15 protein-coding genes, 1 pseudogene and 1 riboswitch are annotated in these 18,900 nt (G+C 73.6%); of the genes and pseudogenes, 3 read left to right on the forward strand and 13 right to left on the reverse strand.

What is annotated here, in order from left to right; genetic code table 11:
- Positions 1 to 103 precede the first annotated feature (103 nt).
- Entirely contained in the window at positions 104 to 1,528 is a 1,425-nt protein-coding gene (locus tag AC3EQ1_RS01690) for a C39 family peptidase (protein ID WP_432092425.1), read from the reverse strand.
- 225 nt (positions 1,529 to 1,753) lie between these two features.
- On the opposite strand from AC3EQ1_RS01690, the gene AC3EQ1_RS01695 reads away from it, so the two are divergent.
- Both AC3EQ1_RS01695 and AC3EQ1_RS01700 read left to right on the forward strand, forming a co-directional pair.
- A complete protein-coding gene (locus AC3EQ1_RS01695) occupies positions 1,754 to 2,359 on the forward strand; it encodes a uridine kinase family protein (protein ID WP_432092426.1) in 606 nt (201 codons plus the stop codon).
- A 466-nt stretch (positions 2,360 to 2,825) separates the two neighbouring features.
- Positions 2,826 to 4,715 carry an AAA family ATPase gene (locus tag AC3EQ1_RS01700; RefSeq protein WP_432092427.1) on the forward strand — a complete coding sequence of 630 codons (1,890 nt, stop codon included), beginning with the start codon at positions 2,826 to 2,828 and terminating at the stop codon, positions 4,713 to 4,715.
- 250 nt (positions 4,716 to 4,965) lie between these two features.
- On the opposite strand, the gene AC3EQ1_RS01705 is transcribed toward AC3EQ1_RS01700, so the two are convergent.
- From AC3EQ1_RS01705 to AC3EQ1_RS01760, 12 genes are all read right to left on the reverse strand, one after another.
- Positions 4,966 to 6,186, reverse strand: a complete 1,221-nt coding sequence (locus tag AC3EQ1_RS01705; protein ID WP_432092428.1) for a GDSL-type esterase/lipase family protein — start codon at positions 6,184 to 6,186, stop codon at positions 4,966 to 4,968.
- 340 nt (positions 6,187 to 6,526) lie between these two features.
- Positions 6,527 to 7,702, reverse strand: coding sequence for a hemolysin family protein (locus AC3EQ1_RS01710; protein WP_432092429.1), 1,176 nt, complete (start codon positions 7,700 to 7,702; stop codon positions 6,527 to 6,529).
- Positions 7,699 to 9,018, reverse strand: coding sequence for a hemolysin family protein (locus AC3EQ1_RS01715; protein WP_432092430.1), 1,320 nt, complete (start codon positions 9,016 to 9,018; stop codon positions 7,699 to 7,701). Before AC3EQ1_RS01715 ends, AC3EQ1_RS01710 begins: the two co-directional genes overlap by 4 nt.
- A 235-nt stretch (positions 9,019 to 9,253) precedes the next feature.
- Complete coding sequence (locus AC3EQ1_RS01720) at positions 9,254 to 9,718, reverse strand: PH domain-containing protein (RefSeq protein ID WP_432092431.1); 465 nt, start codon at positions 9,716 to 9,718, stop codon at positions 9,254 to 9,256.
- A gap of 119 nt (positions 9,719 to 9,837) precedes the next feature.
- Positions 9,838 to 10,686, reverse strand: a complete 849-nt coding sequence (gene hisG / locus AC3EQ1_RS01725; protein WP_432092432.1) for an ATP phosphoribosyltransferase — start codon at positions 10,684 to 10,686, stop codon at positions 9,838 to 9,840.
- Positions 10,687 to 10,783: 97 nt separating this feature from the next.
- Positions 10,784 to 11,056, reverse strand: a complete 273-nt coding sequence (locus tag AC3EQ1_RS01730; RefSeq protein WP_388861028.1) for a phosphoribosyl-ATP diphosphatase — start codon at positions 11,054 to 11,056, stop codon at positions 10,784 to 10,786.
- Between the two features lie 171 nt (positions 11,057 to 11,227).
- The gene (ribH, locus tag AC3EQ1_RS01735) at positions 11,228 to 11,713 is read right to left on the reverse strand and encodes a 6,7-dimethyl-8-ribityllumazine synthase (RefSeq protein WP_351514905.1); all 486 of its coding nucleotides are present in this window, start codon (positions 11,711 to 11,713) and stop codon (positions 11,228 to 11,230) included.
- 141 nt (positions 11,714 to 11,854) lie between these two features.
- Positions 11,855 to 13,162, reverse strand: a complete 1,308-nt coding sequence (locus tag AC3EQ1_RS01740) for a bifunctional 3,4-dihydroxy-2-butanone-4-phosphate synthase/GTP cyclohydrolase II (RefSeq protein ID WP_432092433.1) — start codon at positions 13,160 to 13,162, stop codon at positions 11,855 to 11,857.
- Positions 13,159 to 13,809: a nicotinamide mononucleotide transporter family protein gene (locus tag AC3EQ1_RS01745; RefSeq protein WP_432092434.1), complete on the reverse strand. Its 651-nt coding sequence runs from the start codon at positions 13,807 to 13,809 to the stop codon at positions 13,159 to 13,161. The genes AC3EQ1_RS01740 and AC3EQ1_RS01745 overlap by 4 nt, the downstream gene beginning before the upstream one ends.
- Complete coding sequence (locus AC3EQ1_RS01750; protein WP_432092435.1) at positions 13,806 to 14,477, reverse strand: riboflavin synthase; 672 nt, start codon at positions 14,475 to 14,477, stop codon at positions 13,806 to 13,808. The genes AC3EQ1_RS01745 and AC3EQ1_RS01750 overlap by 4 nt, the downstream gene beginning before the upstream one ends.
- 65 nt (positions 14,478 to 14,542) lie before the next feature.
- Positions 14,543 to 15,643, reverse strand: a complete 1,101-nt coding sequence (gene ribD / locus AC3EQ1_RS01755; RefSeq protein ID WP_432092627.1) for a bifunctional diaminohydroxyphosphoribosylaminopyrimidine deaminase/5-amino-6-(5-phosphoribosylamino)uracil reductase RibD — start codon at positions 15,641 to 15,643, stop codon at positions 14,543 to 14,545.
- A gap of 183 nt (positions 15,644 to 15,826) precedes the next feature.
- Positions 15,827 to 15,957: riboswitch (FMN riboswitch) on the reverse strand.
- Positions 15,958 to 16,027: 70 nt separating this feature from the next.
- On the reverse strand, positions 16,028 to 17,161 hold the full coding sequence (locus AC3EQ1_RS01760) for a sulfite oxidase (protein WP_432092436.1): 1,134 nt from the start codon (positions 17,159 to 17,161) through the stop codon (positions 16,028 to 16,030).
- 115 nt (positions 17,162 to 17,276) lie between these two features.
- On the opposite strand from AC3EQ1_RS01760, the pseudogene AC3EQ1_RS01765 reads away from it, so the two are divergent.
- Positions 17,277 to 18,519 (forward strand): annotated as a pseudogene (locus AC3EQ1_RS01765) (MFS transporter).
- The last annotated feature ends 381 nt before the right edge of the window (positions 18,520 to 18,900 follow it).

Genomic DNA, 18,900 nt, shown 5'->3' on the forward strand with positions numbered 1-18,900 from the left:
CTCCGGCGCGGCCGACACGGCGGTGGACCGTTACGGCCACCCGACCTCGACGGGAGTGAACGCTGCCGTCAGGTCATCGAGGCCACCCTGGGGCAGCCCATCCTCAGCGGATTCCCAACTCGGCGAGTACCTGGCGCTGAGTTGGTGCTGGCTTAGCCGGCCAGTAGAGATAGCAGACACCACCGGAACCGCTCCTGACCTTGCCGTCCGCCCCGTACCGCTTGGTCCTCAGCCAAATATTTTCGAACTCTCGCCTCTTGTACACCCGCCGCACGTCGTCGTTGCTGCTGCCGGCGGGGTCGTGGGCGATCACGTCGCCCGCTGCCGTGAAGCCGGCCAGGCACATCAGGTGGCCCGCCGTGCCGTAGCCCGCGCCGTCCAGTTCCTCCTTGAGGAAGGACTGGGAGGTGATGACGGGGATGCCCGCGCCGATCAGCTTCTCCACGTCGCCGAGGGAGCCGAGCCGGGTGACGACACCCTGCATGTCCCGGTAGGTGGCGGCGTAGGCGGCGTTGAAGGGCCAGTTGCCGCAGCCCGCGTACTGGTAGTCGAAGCTGTACCGGGCGGCGTGGCAGACCTGCGGGTCCGCGTACTCGGGCTCGACCCAGGCGAGGTCGTCCCTGGTCGGCTTGCGGCCCCAGTACTCGATGACCATCTGCGAGGAGGTCGGGCTGCACCAGGCCTCGCCGCCGTTGTCGTACTCCGGGTACTGCCCGATGTGGATGTTCTGGGAGTAGCGCGGGAGCCTCAGCTCCTTCCCCGCGCCCTGCCCCGGCGTGGAGGCCGGCACGGTGAAGCGGTCGGGGATGTCGGACGCCATCGCGCCGAGCCGCCAGACCTTCGGCGTGCTGCCGGTGCCGGGCTTGCGGTAGAGGGTGAGCCGCAGCCGGTACGAGGCGATGCGCAGGCCGCTCGCGGTGTCGTCGATCGACAGGGTGTCGGTCCAGACCGTGCTTCTGCCGTCGGTCTGGTCGTCCAGCGAGGTGCGCCGGATGTCCCCGTCACCGGCGGCCCAGCGGCCGATGACGTACCAGGGGGTGTTGGTGCCGTCGGAGTAGGTGCCGCGCAGTTCGACCAGGATCCAGGTGCCGGCCGGGGCGTGGGCGTTCCAGGAGGCCACGAGCTCGCTCGCGGGGGTGGCGAGCCTGCGGGCGGGGCCGGTCCAGGTGGCGTAATCCCAGGTGGCCTTCTTGCCGGTGTGCGGGTCCGTGTACTCCGTCCGCCCTGCCGGGGTGCCGATGACGACGCCGTGCCGGGACCCGGCCACGGCGCGGGTGCCCTTGGCGGTGCCGGACCGCCAGTCGGTGTACGTGGTCCAGCCGTGGTAGTCCACCCGGGCCACCCCCTTCCCCGCGGCGGTTGCCGGGCCGGCGGCGTCCGGGCGGGAGCCGGCGCCGGTGGCCGCGGTGGTGTCGGTCGCGGTGCCGCGCGGGGCGGCGGGAGCGGCGAGCGCCGGGTGGGCGGCCCCGGCGGCGGCGGCCGCCAGTGCGGCGGTCAGCAGGGTGCGGCGGGAAGTGGGTCTGGTCATGGCGGGAGGACCCCCAGTCGTCATCCGGTGGGTTACAGGTGCACGACAGCTGTTCAACTATCGCCGCTCCCGACAGGCTTCGGCCAGAGGAAGGGGGCGCGTCGCCGCCCCCGTACGAGTGGAGATCCGTCGCGTCCGCCGGCAGGTCCGTCGCGTCCGCCGGGAGGCCCGGCAGGGGGCCGGGGCCCGGCCGGGTGCGAAGGACGGGCCCGTAGGGTGAGCCGTGTGGACCACCCCCTGCCAGGAGCCCCCGGCCGGCTCGACGCCCCCGCGGACCGGCTGCGTGCCCTGCCCCCGTCCTGCGGGCCGGTGCGGCTGATCGCGGTCGACGGCCACGCCGGTTCCGGCAAGAGCACCTTCGCCGGCCGGCTCGCGGCGGCGCTCGGGGGCGCACCGGTGGTGCGGCTGGACGATCTGGCGACCCATGAGGAGCTGTTCGCCTGGACGGACCGGGTGCGTGAGCAGATCCTCGCGCCGCTGTCCGACGGGGCCACCGCGCGGTACGGCGTCTACGACTGGGTGCTGCGGCGGTTCACCCGTGAGGAGGACGTCGCGCCGGCGCCGGTGGTGCTCCTCGAAGGAGTGGGGGCCGGGCGCCGGGCGCTGCGGCCGTACCTGGCGTGCCTGCTGTGGATGGAGGTGCCCGAACACACCTCCTGGGAACGCGGCAGGCTGCGGGACGGCCCGGAGCTGTCGGCCTTCTGGGACGGCTGGGTCCGGGCGGAGCGGCAGCATTTCTCCGCCGATCCGTCGCGGCCGTACGCCGACCTTCTGGTGCGCCAGGGGGCGGAGGGGTATGTGGTGCGGACGGGGCCCGCTGTGACCGCATGAACGGTTCACTCCCTCACCCTCCGTAGCAACCTGGCCGTCGCTCTGCCGGACGGACACGGGAGATCTCCGGGCAACTGCCTCAACTCGGCTTGACCCGGGGGCCGTACAGGTCTTACGTTTTCAACGTGCGGCTTCTTCGGGAGCCCCCACAGACGCGAAGCCCCCGGTTGTTCCCCCGTGACCGGGGGCTTCGTTCTGCCCCGGCCCGGACAGGGACGTCATTTCGGGCACTCCACCGGCACCTCCCCTCACCCAGGGTCACCACCCGGCGCACACTCCCCCACCCGCCGGGCGCCCCTCTGCTTCCGCTCCGGTACGCGCGCCACTCTTCGGCCGACGGCGATACCGCAGGTACGATGCGGACGGGAGATGCGACAACTCCCGTCCACAGTGCGGCGGTTCGGCACGTCAGCCGCCCGGCAGACGCCCGGCGGCACACCACGGGGGCACGGTTGTGGGGGGCCTGATGGACTTCGGCATGCAGCAGGGCTCGGACGCCCCGGCCGACCTCGCCTGGCTGCGCGCCGTCGACGCCTACACGATGGGTGCGTACGCACAGGCCGAGGAGGAGTTCCGGGCGGCCGTGCGGATCGACCCGGGGATGGCCGACGCCTGGCTGGGCCTGCACGCCTTGCGGGTCGACACGACCAACGCGCTGCTGCGCATGCACCTCCACCGGGACCGTTTCGGCGAGCAGCGCTCCCGTCACCGGCGGACGCTCAACTCCTGGTACTGGCTGGGCTGGTGGGTGCAGCCGGTGCTGGAGAGTCCGCGCGATCTGCTGCTGGCGCACGCCTCCCACTGGCTGGACGGCCGGCACGTACCGGAGCTGGACGGGGCGCTGGCCGGCTGCCCGCCGGTGGACACCGACCGCCAGGTGCGGTTCCTGCACGCCTGCCGCGCCTACCTGGTCAAGGACTGGGAACAGCTCGTACGGCACACCCAGCCGCTGCTCGACGACCCGGTGCTCGGCATCGAGGCGGGCCTGTTCGGGGGCATGGCCCGGGTGCGGCTGGAGATGTACGGGCAGGCCGAGCCGTTGCTGTCGGCGGCCCTGATGCGGTGCCGCAGCGAACAGCCGCAGCGCAAGGAGCTGCGGTACTGGCTGGCCCGCGCGCACGAGGGGACCGGCCGCAGCGCCGCGGCCATGCCGCTCTACCGGGCCGTGCACCGGGTCGACCCGGCGTTCATGGACACCGCCGCCCGGCTCGCCGCGATCTCCGAGGGCGACGGTCTGGACGAGGCCGGGGACCTCGCCGCGGTCTCGCTCGCCGGCATCGGCCAGGACGTGCTCGACGCGACGACCGACCCGGACCTGCTGATCCCGGACAGCCCCGCCGACGGCCGCGATCTGTCCACGGCCCCGGACGCCGACGACCTGATCCCCGGGATGGCGCCGGTGGACGCCGACGGTGTCCGCGAGAAGGCGATCCTGCCGGTCCAGCCGAAGCCGGGCCGGCTCCCCACGGGCCCGCCCGACCCCGTACTGCTCCAGCAGGCGCTGGAGCAACTGGAGCGGATGGTGGGTCTGGAGCCGGTGAAACGCCAGGTCCGGGCGCTGTCGGCACAGCTCCACATGGCCCGGCTGCGGGCCGGTCAGGGGCTGCCCGTGCAGCCGCCGAAGCGGCACTTCGTGTTCTCCGGCCCGTCCGGGACGGGGAAGACCACGGTCGCGCGCATCCTCGGCCGGGTCTTCTACGCGCTGGGGCTGCTCGGCGGCGACCATCTGGTGGAGGCCCAACGAGCCGATCTGGTCGGCGAGTTCCTCGGTCAGACGGCCGTGAAGGCCAATGAGCTGATCGACTCGGCGCTGGGCGGGGTGCTCTTCGTCGACGAGGCGTACAGCCTGTCCAACACCGGCTACAGCAAGGGCGACGCCTACGGCGACGAGGCCTTACAGGTCCTCCTCAAGCGGGCCGAGGACAACCGCGACCGCCTGGTGGTCATACTCGCGGGCTACCCGGAGGGCATGGACCGCCTGCTGACCACCAACCCGGGGCTGGGCTCCCGGTTCACCACCCGCGTCGACTTCCCCAGCTACCGGCCGCTGGAGCTGACCCGGATCGGCGAGGTCCTGGCCGCCGAGAACGGCGACTGCTGGGACGAGGAAGCCGTCGAGGAACTGCGCAGCATCAGCGGGCACGTGGTCGACCAGGGCTGGATCGACGAGCTGGGCAACGGCCGCTTCCTGCGCACGCTGTACGAGAAGAGCTGCGCCTACCGGGACCTGCGGCTGTCCGGCTACAGCGGCACGCCGACCCGCGAGGATCTGGCCACGCTCCGGCTGCCGGACCTGATGCAGGCGTACGGGGAGGTGCTGTCGGGCCGCGGTCCGACGGGGTTCGGGCCACCGTGAGGCACCGCCGCGCGGCTGACGCGCCCCTCGAACCCGGCCTCCGGGTCCGGCCCGCACCGGGCACCTTCACCGCTCGGCGCCGGACGCGGTGCCGGGGCCGGACGCTGGCCGGGGTCGGGTGCGGAGCCGGAGTCGGGTGCGGAGCCGGAGTCGGGTGCGGAGCCGGAGTCGGGTGCGGAGCCGGAGTCGGGTGCGGAGCCGGAGTCGGGTGCGGAGCCGTTGTCGGGTGCGGGACCGGTGCGGGTGCGCCTCAGCCCCGGGCTCCGGAGAACGCGCCACCGGCGCCGAAGGCCAGCGCGGCGAAGTTCTCACCGATGCGGCGGTGGGCGGCGGCGTCCGGGTGGAGCCCGTCCGGCAGCGGCAGTTCGGCGAAGTCGGCGTCGCCGTAGAGGTCCCGGCCGTCGAGGTGGTGCAGGTTCGGGTCGTCGGCGGCCCGCTGCTTCACGATGCGGGCGAGTTCGTCCCGGATGACGGTGAGCGTGAGCTTCCCGGCGGCGCGTTCCGCGGGGTCGCCCGCCGCCGCGAACCGGAGCCTGCCCTCGCCGAGTTCACCGAGATCCATGGCGGTGGGGCCGGGGGTGTCCTCGTGGATGGGGCACAGAACGGGCGAGACGACCAGCAGCGGAGTGGTGGGATGCCCGTCGCGGATGGTGTCGAGGAAGCCGTGCACCGCGGGAGTGAAGGCGCGCAGCCGCATCAGATCCTGGTTGACCAGGTTGATGCCGATCTTGATGCTGATCAGGTCCGCGGGGGTGTCCCGCAGGGCGCGGGCGATGAACGGGTCGAGGAGGGCGCTTCCGCCCAGGCCGAGGTTGATCAGTTCCACACCGCCGAGCGAGGCGGCCAGCGCGGGCCAGGTCGTGGTGGGGCTCGCGGCGTCGGAGCCGTGGCTGATCGAACTGCCGTGGTGCAGCCAGACGCTGCGGCCGTGGTCCGGGACGGCTTCGACGGGGGCGTCGGTGCGCAGCGCGACCAGTTCGGTGATCTCGTTGTGGGGCAGCCAGATCTCGACGAGCTTCATCCCGTCGGGCAGCGCGGGGAAGCGGACGGTGCCGACCGGACCGGGCCGCTCCTCGGCCGATCCGGTGGCCATGTCCAGCAGCAGGACGTTGCCTTCGGTCGTGGCGTCCTGCCCGGCCGGGCTGCCGTCGACGAGCAGGTCGTACACACCGTCCGGGCGGTCCGGGGCGCCCTGGTACGCCAGTTTGGTGCGGAGGGTGTCCAGCTCGACGGCGGTGGCCCGGGTGCGGAAGACCAGCCGGACGCCGGAGGGCTGGGACTCCGCCATGGCGAGCTGCCCGTCCCCGTACTGGGCGCGGGCCCGGGCGGGCAGCCGGTGCGGCAGCACCCCGTGCTCGGTGTGCTCCAGGTCGAGCGCACCCCGCAGGAGGTCCGCGGTGACGGGTGTGGTGGTCCAGTCCGCTGCCCCGGGGGGCGTGGAGCGGTCGGCGGAGGCATACGGGTCGTTCATGCTCCCAGGCTGTCAACCGGGTACCGGATCCGCATCCGCTTTTCGGCCCACCGCGCCGTGGCCGATGGGCAGTTCGCCGACGGGCAGCGGTTCACCGGCGGGCGGGCGGTGGCGCCGAGCGGCACCGCGTTGCCCGGGGGCGCGATGCCGTTCCCCTCTCCGGCCCGGTGCACCGCACCGACGGACCTCCGCGACGCCGTTCCGCTCAACGGCCCCGCGCACCCGCTCTCACGGGCATCCGCGACGTCGTTCCCTTGGGTCCCGCCCGGCACACCGCACAGCGAACAGGACCCCAGGAGGCTCCGGTGCCCGGCCGTACGCCGGACACCGGACGGCGCGGTCAGCGCGCCATCGCCCCTTGCTCGCTGGGCCGCTGGTCGCCGGGCAGCTTCCCGCCCGGCACCTGCTCCGGCCGCGGCACGGCGCGGTGCCCGTCCGCCGTCTCCGGCGCGTTCGCGCCCTGCGGGCGGGCCGGCGCCGGCCGGGTGCCGCGGTGCGCGGGGTCCCGGACCTCGCCGACGAGCATTTCCAGCACGTCCTCCAGGGCGACGAGCCCCAGCACCCGGCCGGTGGCGTCGGCCACCTGCGCGAGGTGGGTGGCCGCCCGCCGCATCACGGTCAGGGCGTCGTCCAGCGGGAGTTCGGCCCGGAGCGTGGTCATCGGCCGCCAGACGCGCTGCGGCACCGCCCGGTCGTTCTCCTCCAGCTCCAGGACGTCCTTCACATGCACATAGCCCATGAAGGCGCCGCCGGGGGCGACCACCGGGAAGCGCGAGTAGCCGGTGCGCACGGTCAGTTCCTCGACGCTCCGCGGGGTCGCCGACGGGTCCACGGTGACGAGCGCCGCACGGTCGAGCAGCACCTCGGTGACCGGACGGCTGCCCAGCTCCAGGGCGTCGGAGAGCCGCTCCTGCTCCCCCGGGCCGAGCAGCCCCGCCTGCCGGGAGTCCTCCAGCAGATGGCCGAGCTGTTCGCTGGTGAACACCGCCTCCACCTCGTCCTTGGGCTCGACCCGGAAGACCCGGAGGACGGCCCGGGCGCAGGCGCCGAAGAACGCGGTGACCGGACGGCAGAGCCGGGCGAAGGTCACCAGGGCCGGGGCCAGCCACAGCGCGGTCTTCTCGGGGGCCGCCATGGCGAGGTTCTTCGGCACCATCTCGCCGATGACGAGATGGAGGAAGACCACGACGGCGAGCGCGATGGCGTAGCCGAGCGGGTGGATCATCCCCTCGGGGAGGTGCACGGCGTGGAACACCGGCTCCAGCAGGTGCGCCACGGTCGGCTCGGCGACCGCGCCGAGTGTCAGCGAGCAGACCGTGATGCCGAACTGGGCGGCCGCCATCATCTGGGGCAGGCTCTCCAGCCCCTGGATGACGGTGCGGGCGCGGGCGGAGCCCTCCGCGGCGAGCGGGTCGATCTGGCTCCGCCGGACGGAGACCAGGGCGAACTCGGCGCCCACGAAGAAGCCGTTGGCCAGCACGAGCAGCAGCGCGAAGAGAAGTTGCAGCAGACTCATCGCCGGTCCGCCTTCCCACTGTCCTGCCGGACGATACGGACCCGCTCGGCGCGGTGGTGCTCGACCATCCGCACCCGCAGCCGCCAGCCGGGCAGCTCGGCGGTGTCGCCCGGGGCCGGAATCCGGCCCAGCAGATCGGCGACCAGGCCGGCCACCGTCTCGTACGGCCCCTCGGGCGCCTCCAGGCCGATCCGGCGGAGGGTGTCGACCCGGCAGCTGCCGTCGGCGTCCCAGGTCGCGTCCTCGGAGGGGACCACGGCGAGTTCGGGGAGGCCGTCCCCGTCGTGCTCGTCGCGGACCTCGCCGACGAGCTCCTCGACGATGTCCTCCAGCGTGACGACGCCGGCCGTGCCGCCGTACTCGTCGACGACCACGGCTATCGGCTGCTCGCTGCGGAGCTGCTCCAGCAGCGGCTGCACCGGCAGGGTCTCCGGGACGAGCAGCGGGGCGACCGCGATGCGCCCGACGGGAGTGCGCAGCCGCTCGTGGGCGGGGACGGCGAGGGCGTTCTTGAGGTGGACCATGCCGACGACCTCGTCGAGGCGTTCCCGGTAGACGGGGAAGCGGGAGAGGCCGGTGGCCCGGGTGAGGTTGAGGACGTCCTCGGCGGTGGCCGAGGACTGCAGGGCGCTGACCCGAACCCGCGGGGTCATCACGTGCTGCGCGGTGAGCTCGCCGAGGGAGAGGGTGCGCACGAAGAGGTCGGCGGTGTCCTGCTCCAGGGCTCCGGCCTGCGCGGAGTGCCGGGCGAGGGAGACGAGTTCGTCGGGGGTGCGGGCGGACGCCAGCTCCTCGGTCGGCTCGACGCCCAGCAGCCGGACCAGCCGGTTGGCGACGGTGTTGAGCAGCGCGATGACCGGCCGGAAGAAGCGGGAGAAGGCGTGCTGCGGGGCGGCCACGAACCGGGCCACCTGGAGCGGCCGGGAGACCGCCCAGTTCTTGGGCACCAGTTCGCCGACGACCATCTGGACCGCGGACACGGTCAGCATGCCGACGACCACGGCGACACCGGGAACGGCGCCGTCGGGGAGGCCGGTGGCGGCGAACGGCCCGGCGAGGAGCTCCGCGAGGGCCGGTTCGGCCAGCATGCCGACCACCAGCGAGGTGATGGTGATCCCGAGCTGGGTGCCGGAGAGCTGGAAGGAGAGCTCGCGCAGGGCCGTCACCACGGTGCGGGCGCGGCGGTCGCCTTCGGCGGCGGCGCGCTCGGCCTCGGGCCGTTCCACGGTGACGAGTCCGAATTCGGCGGCGACGAAGAAGCCGTTGGCCAGAATCAGGACAAATGCCGCAGTGAGCAGCAGAAGAGGGAGGGTCATGCCGCCGCCTCCATCGGAGGGGCGGCGCAGGTACTACAGGACGATCCGTCCATCGCCGGGGGGTTTCACTCCTCGGTTAGCAGGTGGCCCCGCGGCCCCGCATATTCGCGCGGCACGATCGGTGCGGGGCGGGGCGCGCCCATCGCGCCGCCAGAAGACAGAGTAATCATTGGGAATTCGCCTGCGAAGGCGACCGGGCGCGGGCCGGTCCGCCGAGGGACCGGCCGCGCCGGGTTCAGGCCGCGTCCTGCCCGGTGCCGTACGCCTCGGTCAGGGCCCGCAGCGTACGGGCGTCGCTGATGGCCTGGGCCTTGGCGATACCGGGCTGGATGCCCATCGCGGGCAGGCTGGTGCCGTCCGCCAGGTCCAGGTGGACCCAGGGGTCGCCGGGGCGGAGGTTGACCCGCAGCACCTCCGCCCACGCCAGGCGGCGGGTGGTGGTGAGATTCACGACGGTCACCCCGTCGGGCGCGGCGACCACCTTGGGGCGGCTGAGCAGCAGGAGCACCAGGAAGAAGAACAGCCCGGTGATCATGAAGACGGACCGCTCCCCCGCCGTCAGCGCGGGAAGGAGCAGGGCGACGACGACGAGCACCGCGAAGAGTGCCGCGCCCACGGTGAGCAGGACCACCCGGGTACGGGTGGGCCGGAACGTGACGGGCAGCACAGGGAGCTCGGGCAGGGGCGCGGGCGCGGACACAGGGGGCGGTCTTTCTCGTGCGGCGGAGACGGCGGTGCGAGGGAGGACGCCTCCGAGGCGGGTGGATCAGAGGCGGGTAGCCGCCTCGGAGGCGGGTGGATCAGAGGCGGGCGGACGTCTCAGAGGCGGCAGGCGTGGATGCCGGTGGTGAGGATCGCCCGGGCACCGAGCTCGTAGAGCTCGTCCATGATCCGCTGGGCGTCCTTGGACGGGACCATGGAACGGACGGCCACCCAGCCCTCGTGGTGCAGCGGGGACACGGTGGGCGACTCGAGCCCGGGGGTGAGGGCCACGGCCCGCTCCACGTGCTCGACGCGGATGTCGTAGTCCATCATCACGTAGCGGCGGGCGACCAGGACGCCCTGCATGCGACGGAGGAACTGCTGGATCTTCGGGTCGTCCAGCGGGGCGCCGGTGCGCCGGATGACGACGGCCTCCGAGTGCAGGATCGGCTCGCCGATGATCTCCAGTCCGGCGTTGCGCAGCGTGGTGCCGGTCTCCACGACGTCCGCGATGATCTCGGCGACGCCGAGCTGGATGGCGGTCTCGACCGCGCCGTCGAGGCGGACGACGGAGGCGTCGACGCCGTTCTCGGCGAGGTGCTGGGTGACCAACCCGGAGAAGGAGGTGGCGACCGTCATGCCGCCGAAGTCGGAGACGTCCTTGGCCGTGCCCGGGCGGGTCGCGTAGCGGAAGGTGGAGCCGGCGAAGCCGAGCTGGAGAATCTCCTCGGCGTGCGCGCCGGAGTCCAGCAGCAGGTCACGGCCGGTGATGCCGATGTCGAGCCGGCCGGAGCCGACGTAGACGGCGATGTCCCGGGGGCGGAGGAAGAAGAACTCCACGCCGTTGTCGGCGTCCACCAGGACCAGCTCCCGGCGGTCCTTGCGCTGCTTGTAGCCGGCCTCATGGAGCATCGCCGACGCAGGCTCGGACAGTGAACCCTTGTTGGGGACGGCGATGCGCAGCATGGAGCGGTTTCCTTCACGTTCGGGGGTGGTGCCTGGTGGTGTCGCGGTGGGAAGCGGCACGAGGGGAAGGGCCGGACGCCCCTCCCCTCGTCGCTGCTCAGAGATGAGCGTATACGTCGTCGAGGGAGATGCCCCGGGCGACCATCATCACCTGAAGGTGGTAGAGGAGTTGGGAGATCTCCTCCGCGGTGCGGTCCTCGCCCTCGTGCTCGGCGGCCATCCACACCTCGGCGGCCTCCTCGACCACCTTCTTGCCGATGGTGTGCACGCCCGCGGCCACGAGCTCCGCGGTACGGGAGGTGCTGGGGTCGCCGGTGGCGGCCTTGTGCTGGAGCTCGGCGAAGAGCTCCTCGAATGTCTTGTTCGCCATGGTGCCTTCAATTTACCGGGTCGGGTCCGGGCGCCGGGCAGCGCCCACCGCCTGTGCGGTGCGGGGGCTGAGGTTCCTTGCGCTGTGCCCGCCCGGGTCGCATGGTCCGGTGCCGTGCATCACGAGTGCCGGACCACGCGGCCTCATCGGGCGCTCACAGGGCAAGGCCCCTCAGCGCCAGGGCTCGGCGACGGTGCGCAGGGTGGTGGCGGTGGCGACGGCCGCGGTGACCGCTTCATGCCCCTTGTCCTCGTTCGATCCCTGCAGACCGGCGCGGTCCAGGGCCTGGGCCTCGTCGTCGCAGGTCAGGACGCCGAAGCCGATGGGGACACCGGTGTCGACGGAGACCTGGGTGAGGCCCTGGGTGACGCCCTGGCACACGTAGTCGAAGTGCGGGGTGCCGCCGCGGATGACCACCCCGAGCGCGACGATCGCGTCGTAGCCGCGGTCCGCGAGGACCTTGGCGACCACCGGCAGCTCGAAGCTGCCGGGCACGCGCAGCAGGGTCGGCTCGTCGATGCCCAGCTCGTGCAGGGCGCGCAGCGCGCCGTCGACGAGGCCGTCCATCACCTTCTCGTGCCACTGCGCCGCGATCACGGCCACACGCAGGTCGCCGCAGTTCTTCACGGACAGTTCGGGGGCGCCCTTACCGCTCACGTCTCTCCTCGGTGCTGATGTCCGGTGCTGTACCGGAGTCGGTCCGGTGCCGTACCGGATTGTTCTCGTGCGGGTGCTGCGTTGTCGTGCGGGTGCTGCGTTGTCGTGCGGGTGCGTTGTCGTGCGGCGTACCGCGGTGCGTCACTGGTTGCCGCAGGTGGAGGACGGCTGTCCGCCCAGCGGAGCGAGGGAGGCGCCTTCGTCCAGCCACGGCAGTTCGTGTCCCATCCGGTCCCGCTTGGTGCGCAGGTACCGGAGGTTGTGCTCGCCCGCCTGGACGGGCATCGGCTCGCGGCCGGTGACCCGGAGGCCGTGCCGGACGAGGGCCGAGCTCTTCTCGGGGTTGTTGGTCATCAGCCGGACGCTGCGCACGCCCAGGTCGGCGAGGATCTGCGCGCCGGCGGCGTAGTCCCGGGCGTCGGCCGGCAGCCCGAGTTCGAGGTTGGCGTCGAGGGTGTCGCGGCCGCGCTCCTGGAGTTCGTAGGCGCGGAGCTTGGACAGCAGTCCGATGCCGCGGCCCTCGTGCCCGCGGAGGTAGATCACCACACCGCGGCCCTCGTCGGTGATCCGGCCCAGCGAGGCGTGCAGCTGCGGGCCGCAGTCGCAGCGCAGCGAGTGGAAGACGTCCCCGGTGAGGCACTCGGAGTGCACCCGGACCAGGACCTCCTCCCCGTCGCCGAGGTCGCCCTGGACGAGGGCGATGTGCTCCACCCCGTCGACCGTGGAGCGGTAGCCCAGCGCCCGGAAGGTGCCGAAGGCGGTGGGGAGCCGGGTCTCCGCCTCGCGGCGGACGGTGGGCTCGGCCGAGCGGCGGTAGGCGATCAGGTCCTCGATGGAGATGATCGCCAGACCGTGCTTACGGGCGAAGGGGACCAGTTCGGGCAGCCGCATCATGGTGCCGTCCTCGGCCGCTATCTCGACGATCGCGGCGGCCGGGCGCAGGCCGGCGAGCCGGGCGAGGTCGACGCCGGCCTCGGTGTGCCCGCTGCGGACGAGCACCCCGCCGGGCCGGGCGCGGAGCGGGAAGATGTGGCCGGGGCGGACGAAGTCGTCCGTGGTGGCCGCGCCGTCGGCGAGCAGCCGCAGGGTGGCGGCCCGGTCGGCGGCGGAGATGCCGGTGGAGATGCCGTGGGCGGCGGTGGCGTCGACGGAGACGGTGAACGCGGTGCCCATCGACTCGGTGTTGGTCTCCACCATCTGGGGCAGGTCGAGGCGGTCCAGGTCCGGCCCCTCCATGGGGGCGCAGATCAGCCCGCGGCACTCGCTCATCATGAAGGCGACGATCTCGGGGGTCGCCTTCTCCGCGGCGACGACGAGGTCGCCCTCGTTCTCGCGGTCCTCGTCGTCCACGACGACGACCGGGCGTCCGGCGGCGATGTCGGCGATCGCCCGCTCGACGGGGTCGAGGGCCAGGTCCTCGCCGTCGTACCAGCTCTGCAGTGCGGTCATGCCGCTGCTCCTTCCAGGGCGGTGGCGCGGCTCGCGCGCGAGCGCAGCCACCAGTCGCGCATGCCCCACAGGACGAGCACGAGATAGACGACGTAGACCAGGCCGGAGAAGGCCAGTCCGCTGCTGAAGGCGAGGGGGACGCCCACCAGGTCGACCAGGACCCAGGCGAACCAGAACTCGACCAGGCCGCGGGCCTGGGCGACCATCGCCGCGAGGGTGCCGACGAAGATGTACGCGTCGGGCCAGGGGTTCCAGGACAGTTCGGGCAGGGCGGTGAAGAGACCGCCGACGGCGAGGGTCCCCGCCAGGGTTCCGCCGAGGAGGACCAGCCGCTCGCGCCCGGTGGCGAACCGCACGGCGACCTCCCCGCCGTGGTCGCGCCGGCCGCGCCGCCACTGCGTCCAGCCCCAGGCGGCGACACCGATGACCAGCAGCTGCTTGCCGACACCGCCGCTGAGCTGGGCGGACGCGTAGGCCGCGACGAGGATCACACCGGAGAGCAGCTGGGCGGGCCAGGTCCAGATGGAGCGGCGCCAGCCCAGGGCGAGGGCGGCCAGGCCAATGGTGTTGCCGATCATGTCGGACCAGATGACCTTCTGGTCGAAGGCCACGAAGGCCTGGCTGTTGAGCCAGTCGACGGCGCTCACCGCGCGGCCTCCGCGGTCGTCGCCGCAGCGCCCCCGGCGGTGCCGGCGCCCGCGCCGAGCAGCCGCTCGACGTACTTGGCCAGGACGTCCACCTCGAGGTTGACCGGGTCGCCCGGCTGCTTGACGCCGAGGGTGGTGAGGGCGAGCGTGGTGGGGATCAGGCTGACGGTGAAGAAGTCGCCGCCCGCGTCGACGACGGTGAGGCTGATGCCGTCGACGGTGATGGAGCCCTTCTCCACGACGTACCGCGCGAGTCCGTCCGGGAGCGAGATCTTGACGATCTCCCAGTTCTCGGCGGGCGTCCGCTCCAGGACGGTGCCCGTCCCGTCCACGTGTCCCTGGACGAGGTGACCGCCGAGCCGTCCGCCGAGCGCCATGGGCCGTTCGAGGTTGACCCGGGAGCCGGTGGTGAGCGCGCCGAGGCTGGACCGGTTCAGGGTCTCCGCCATCACATCGGCGGTGAACTCGCCGTCGGCGGTGTCGACGACGGTGAGGCAGACGCCGTTGACGGCGATCGAGTCGCCGTGCTTGGCGCCCTCGGTGACGACGGGGCCGCGCAGTCGGAAGCGAGCGGAGTGGGCGGCGGCGCCCTCGGCACCGTCCGGTGCGTCGCCGAGCAGCTCGACGGCGGTGACCTCACCCAGTTCTTCGACGATTCCGGTGAACACGTCAGTTCTCCTCGGGAGCGATGGCGGTGACCTCACCCAGTTCTTCGACGATTCCGGTGAACACGTCAGTTCTCCTCGGGAGCGATGGCGGTGGCGGTGGGAACGGCGGTGATGCGCAGGTCGGGGCCGAGCCGGACGGTCTCGGTGATGTCGAGCCGCAACGCCTGGGCGATGGTGCCGATTCCGGCGTCGGCGAGGACCGCGGGCCCGGCGCCGAGCAGGGCCGGAGCGAGGTAGCCGACGACCTGGTCGACGGCGTGCGCGGCGGTGAAGGCCCCGGCGAGGGTCGGCCCGCCCTCCAGCAGGACCGAGCGCACATCGCGCTCGTGGAGGGCGGCGAGCAGGGCGGGGATGCTCAGGCCGCGGCCGGCGGCGCGCGGCAGCCGGAGCACGGGGGCGAGTCCGTCGAGGTGCCCGGCGTCGGCGTCGTCGGCCACGGCGATCAGCGTGGGCGCGGTGCCGTCGAGCACCCGGGCGCCGGGCTTGACGGCGGTGGCGCCCGTGTCGACGACGACCCGCAGCGGCTGGGTGATCTCGGAGTCGAGCAGCGCGGCGTCCCGGAGGCGGGCGCCGAGCTGCGGATCGTCGGCGCGGGCGGTGCCGGATCCGACGATCACGGCGTCGGCGTGGGCGCGCAGCCGGTGGACGTCGGCGCGGGACTCGGGCGAGGAGATCCAGCGGCTGGTGCCGTCCGCGGCGGCGACCCGGCCGTCGAGCGTGGCGGCGTACTTCCAGCGGACGAACGGCCGGCCGCGGCGCACGGAGGTCAGCCAGGCGAGGTTGCCCGCCTCGGCCTCCTCGGCGAGCAGCCCGGCCTCGGTGTCGACCCCGGCGGCGGCCAGTGTCGCGCCGCCGCCGGTGGCGGCCGGGTTGGGGTCGGCGACGGCGTACACGACCCGGGCGATCCCGGCGTCGAGGAGGGCCCGGGCGCACGGTCCGGTGCGGCCGGTGTGGTTGCAGGGCTCCAGGGTGACCAGCGCGGTGCCGCCGCGGGCCCGCTCCCCGGCCTCGCGCAGCGCTTCGACCTCCGCGTGCGGGCCGCCGGCCCGCCGGTGCCAGCCCTCGCCCACGGTGCGTCCGGCGGCGTCCAGCACGACGCACCCGACGACGGGGTTGGGGCTGGTGGAGCCGAGTCCGCGGGCAGCGAGTGCGATGGCACGGCGCATCGCCGCGACTTCATCGGGGGCTGCGGTGGCCACCGGGTCCTCCTGCCTCTTCGGGCACGGACTCCGGGGCTGTCGAGATGACAACAGCGGAACGCAACATCGGGAACGCCGAGGCCGGATGCACGGATCCGCCCCCACAGGAGAACGGCTCCGCCGAGCGGCGGCGCACCGGTGTTTCGCCCGCCGCGCACTGCCTCCCATCCGGACTTTAACCGTCGGTCCAGGAATTTCACCTGGTCAACCGGCCGCTGGATGCGGACGGGTCGCGGACTGTAACCGCCGGTTCGGACTTTCACCGACCCCGGAGTGCGCTGACGTCACTGGTACAGAGCCAGTCTGCCATGGTCCCGGGCCGGGGAGGAGACCGGATTCCTGTGCACTCGGTCACTCCGGCGGACGCTCCGTGGCCTCCGGACAGACCACGGGGACGCGTTGCACCAGGTTGTTGGCGAAGCCGCCACGGTTCCACGGCTGTTCGAGCGGCTGGCCGTGCCCCTCGGCATCGGTGGCGCGGACGGTCAGCACATGGCGGCCGGGCGTCGCCGTCCAGGTGTGGTGCCAGCCGCGCCAGGCCCAGCGGTGGGTGGGGCCGGGCGCCATGCGGGCGGGGACCCAGGTCCGGCCGTCGTCGGTGCTCACCTCGACGGCGGTGACCGGGGCGCGGCCGGACCAGGCCCGCCCTTCGAGGGGCACCACACCGGGCCGGACGACCCGGACCCGGGACATGAAGTCGGGGAACCCGGGCGGTACGAGGAGGGCCCGCGGGGCGATCCGGGTGACGGGTTCACCCGGCTCGTCGGCCTCCTGACGGATCCGGTAGGCCTCGGTCTGCTGGTAGCCGGTGAAGGGCGCGTCCGCGACGAAGATGTCGCGCAGCCACTTCACGTGGGCCATGCCGTACCAGCCGGGGACGACCAGGCGCAGCGGGTGTCCGTGCTGCGGCGGCAGGGGCTCGCCGTTCATCGCGTACGCCACGAGCACCTCGGGATCGTCGCCGGTGGCCACCTCCAGCGGCAGGCTGCGCCGGTAGTTCTGCTCGACGCCGCGCTCCACGCCGTGGTCGGCGCCGGTGAAGACCACGTCGACGGCGCCGGGCCGGATCCCGGCCTCGGCGAGCAGCAGCCGCAGCGGTACGCCGGTCCAGTCGGCGGTTCCGACGGCCCCGACCAGCCAGGGCTGGCTCACGGGGCGCGGTTCCAGCCGGGCGCGGCCGTTGCCGGCGCACTCCAGGGTGACCCGCTGGGTGACGGCCGGGTAGTCGTGCAGATCGGCCGGGTCGAAGCTGAGCGCGTGCCCGACGTGGCCCTCCACGGACAGTGTCCAGGGGTCCGGCGGCACATGCGGAATGTCGTAGTGGACCAGGACGTAGTGCAGGCCGGGCGGGGTGACGTCGTAGCGGAGGGCTTCCAGCGGCATGGCGTGGTTGCGGGCGGCGAGGGCCAGTTCCTCCGGTGTGATGCCCTCGTCGGGAGCGGCCAGCCGGGCGGGGCCGCTGACGTCGTCGAGCCGCGCCTCCATGTCTTCGATTATCGGCCGCCGGGCGGGGTTCCCGCCCGGCGGCGGCCCCGCCCGGTTTCCCCCGGAGGCGGGGGCGCGGCGGTTGGGCACCGGCCCGGTGGGGAGGATGAGCCGAATGGAGAGCGTCGGCGCATCGCACTCGGGGGCCGGGGCCCCCGACGGCGGCCTGCCGCGGTGGCGGCTCCGCCGGGCGCGGCCGGCGATCGCCGCGGTCTTCGCCGTCCACGGGGCCGTGACCGGGAGCTTCGCCACCCGGGTGCCGTGGATCCAGGAACACACCGGCATCGGTGCGGGGCAGCTGGGGGTCGCGCTGGCCCTGCCCGCGATCGGCGCCTCGGTCTCGATGCCGCTGGCGGGGCGGATCAGCCACCGCTTCGGCGCCCGGGCGGCGCTGCGCGGGCTGCTCGCGCTGTGGACCGGCTCCCTGGCGCTGCCCGCGCTGAGCACCTCGCTGCCCGCGCTGTGCTGCGCACTGTTCGTCTACGGGGCCACGGCGGGGATGGCCGATGTGGCGATGAACGCCCTCGGGAATGGAGACCGAGGAGCGGCTCGGCCGGCCCATCATGTCGGGGCTGCACGGCATGTGGAGCGTCGGCGCCCTGGCCGGTTCGGCCGCGGGGACGGCCGCGGCGCACGCCGACGTGGACGCCCGGACCCATCTGGCCGTCGCCGCGGTGGTGCTCACCGTGCTCGGGGCCGCGGCCTGCCAGGGGGTGCTCGATCTGCGCAGCGCCCCGGACGAGCATCCGCCGCCGCGCTTCGCGCTGCCTCCGGTCTCGGCGCTGGCGATCGGCGCGGTGGGGTTCTGCGCGGTGTTCGCGGAGGGCGCGAGTCTGGACTGGTCGGCGGTGTATCTGCGCGACGTCCTCGGCACCTCGGCCGGGCTCGCGGCGGCCTCGACCACCGCGTTCGCCTGCGCCATGGCGGCGGCCCGGCTGGTGGGGGACGCCGTGGTGGGGCGGTTCGGCCCGGTGCGGACGGTACGGGCCGGCGGGGTGCTCGCGACGGCGGGCGGGCTGCTGGTCGTCCTGGCCGCCCACCCGGTGGTGGCCCTGGGGGGCTTCGCGCTGATCGGGACGGGGATCGCCGTCGTCGTGCCGCTGGCCTTCGCCGCGGCGGGCCGCCGCGGGCCCGCCCCGAGCCAGTCCATCGCCGGCGTCGCGACGATCACCTACACCTCGGGCCTCCTCGCCCCGTCGGCGATCGGGTCGATCGCCGACGCGACCTCCCTGACGGTGTCGTTCGGGCTGGTCACCGTGCTGGCCTCCGGGCTGGTGCTGGGGGCCGGGGTGCTGCGGACGGAGGGGCGCGGCGCGGGGGCGGCGACGGTCCGGGAGGCACCTACCGAGCGGCGGTGATGCGGACGGGGTCCGGGGCCGCCGGACGCCGAACCGGTCCCCCGGCCCCCGGCGACCGGAGACGGGCGCCCCGGCACCGGATCAGGGCACCGGATCAGGGCGAGGGCGGCTGCGTTCCGGGCGAAGGCTGCTGCGTTCCGGGGGCGGGCGTTCCCGGTGCGGACGGCGGCGTCCGCAGGCCGGGTGGCCCCTCGTCCGGCCCTGCCACGGTGTCGTCCGACCCTGCGCCGGTGTCCTCCGCCCCGGCCCGACCGTGGCCCGGGCCGGCCGACCGCGGGGACTCACTCCGGGCGCAGTCGGGGTTGTGGCAGGGCCCCGGACCCCACACCGGTACGAAGGCGCCCAGAACCTTCCGGCGTCCGCGGATCACCGTGTCGACGG

It is taken from the genome of Streptomyces sp. bgisy100, assembly GCF_057709105.1.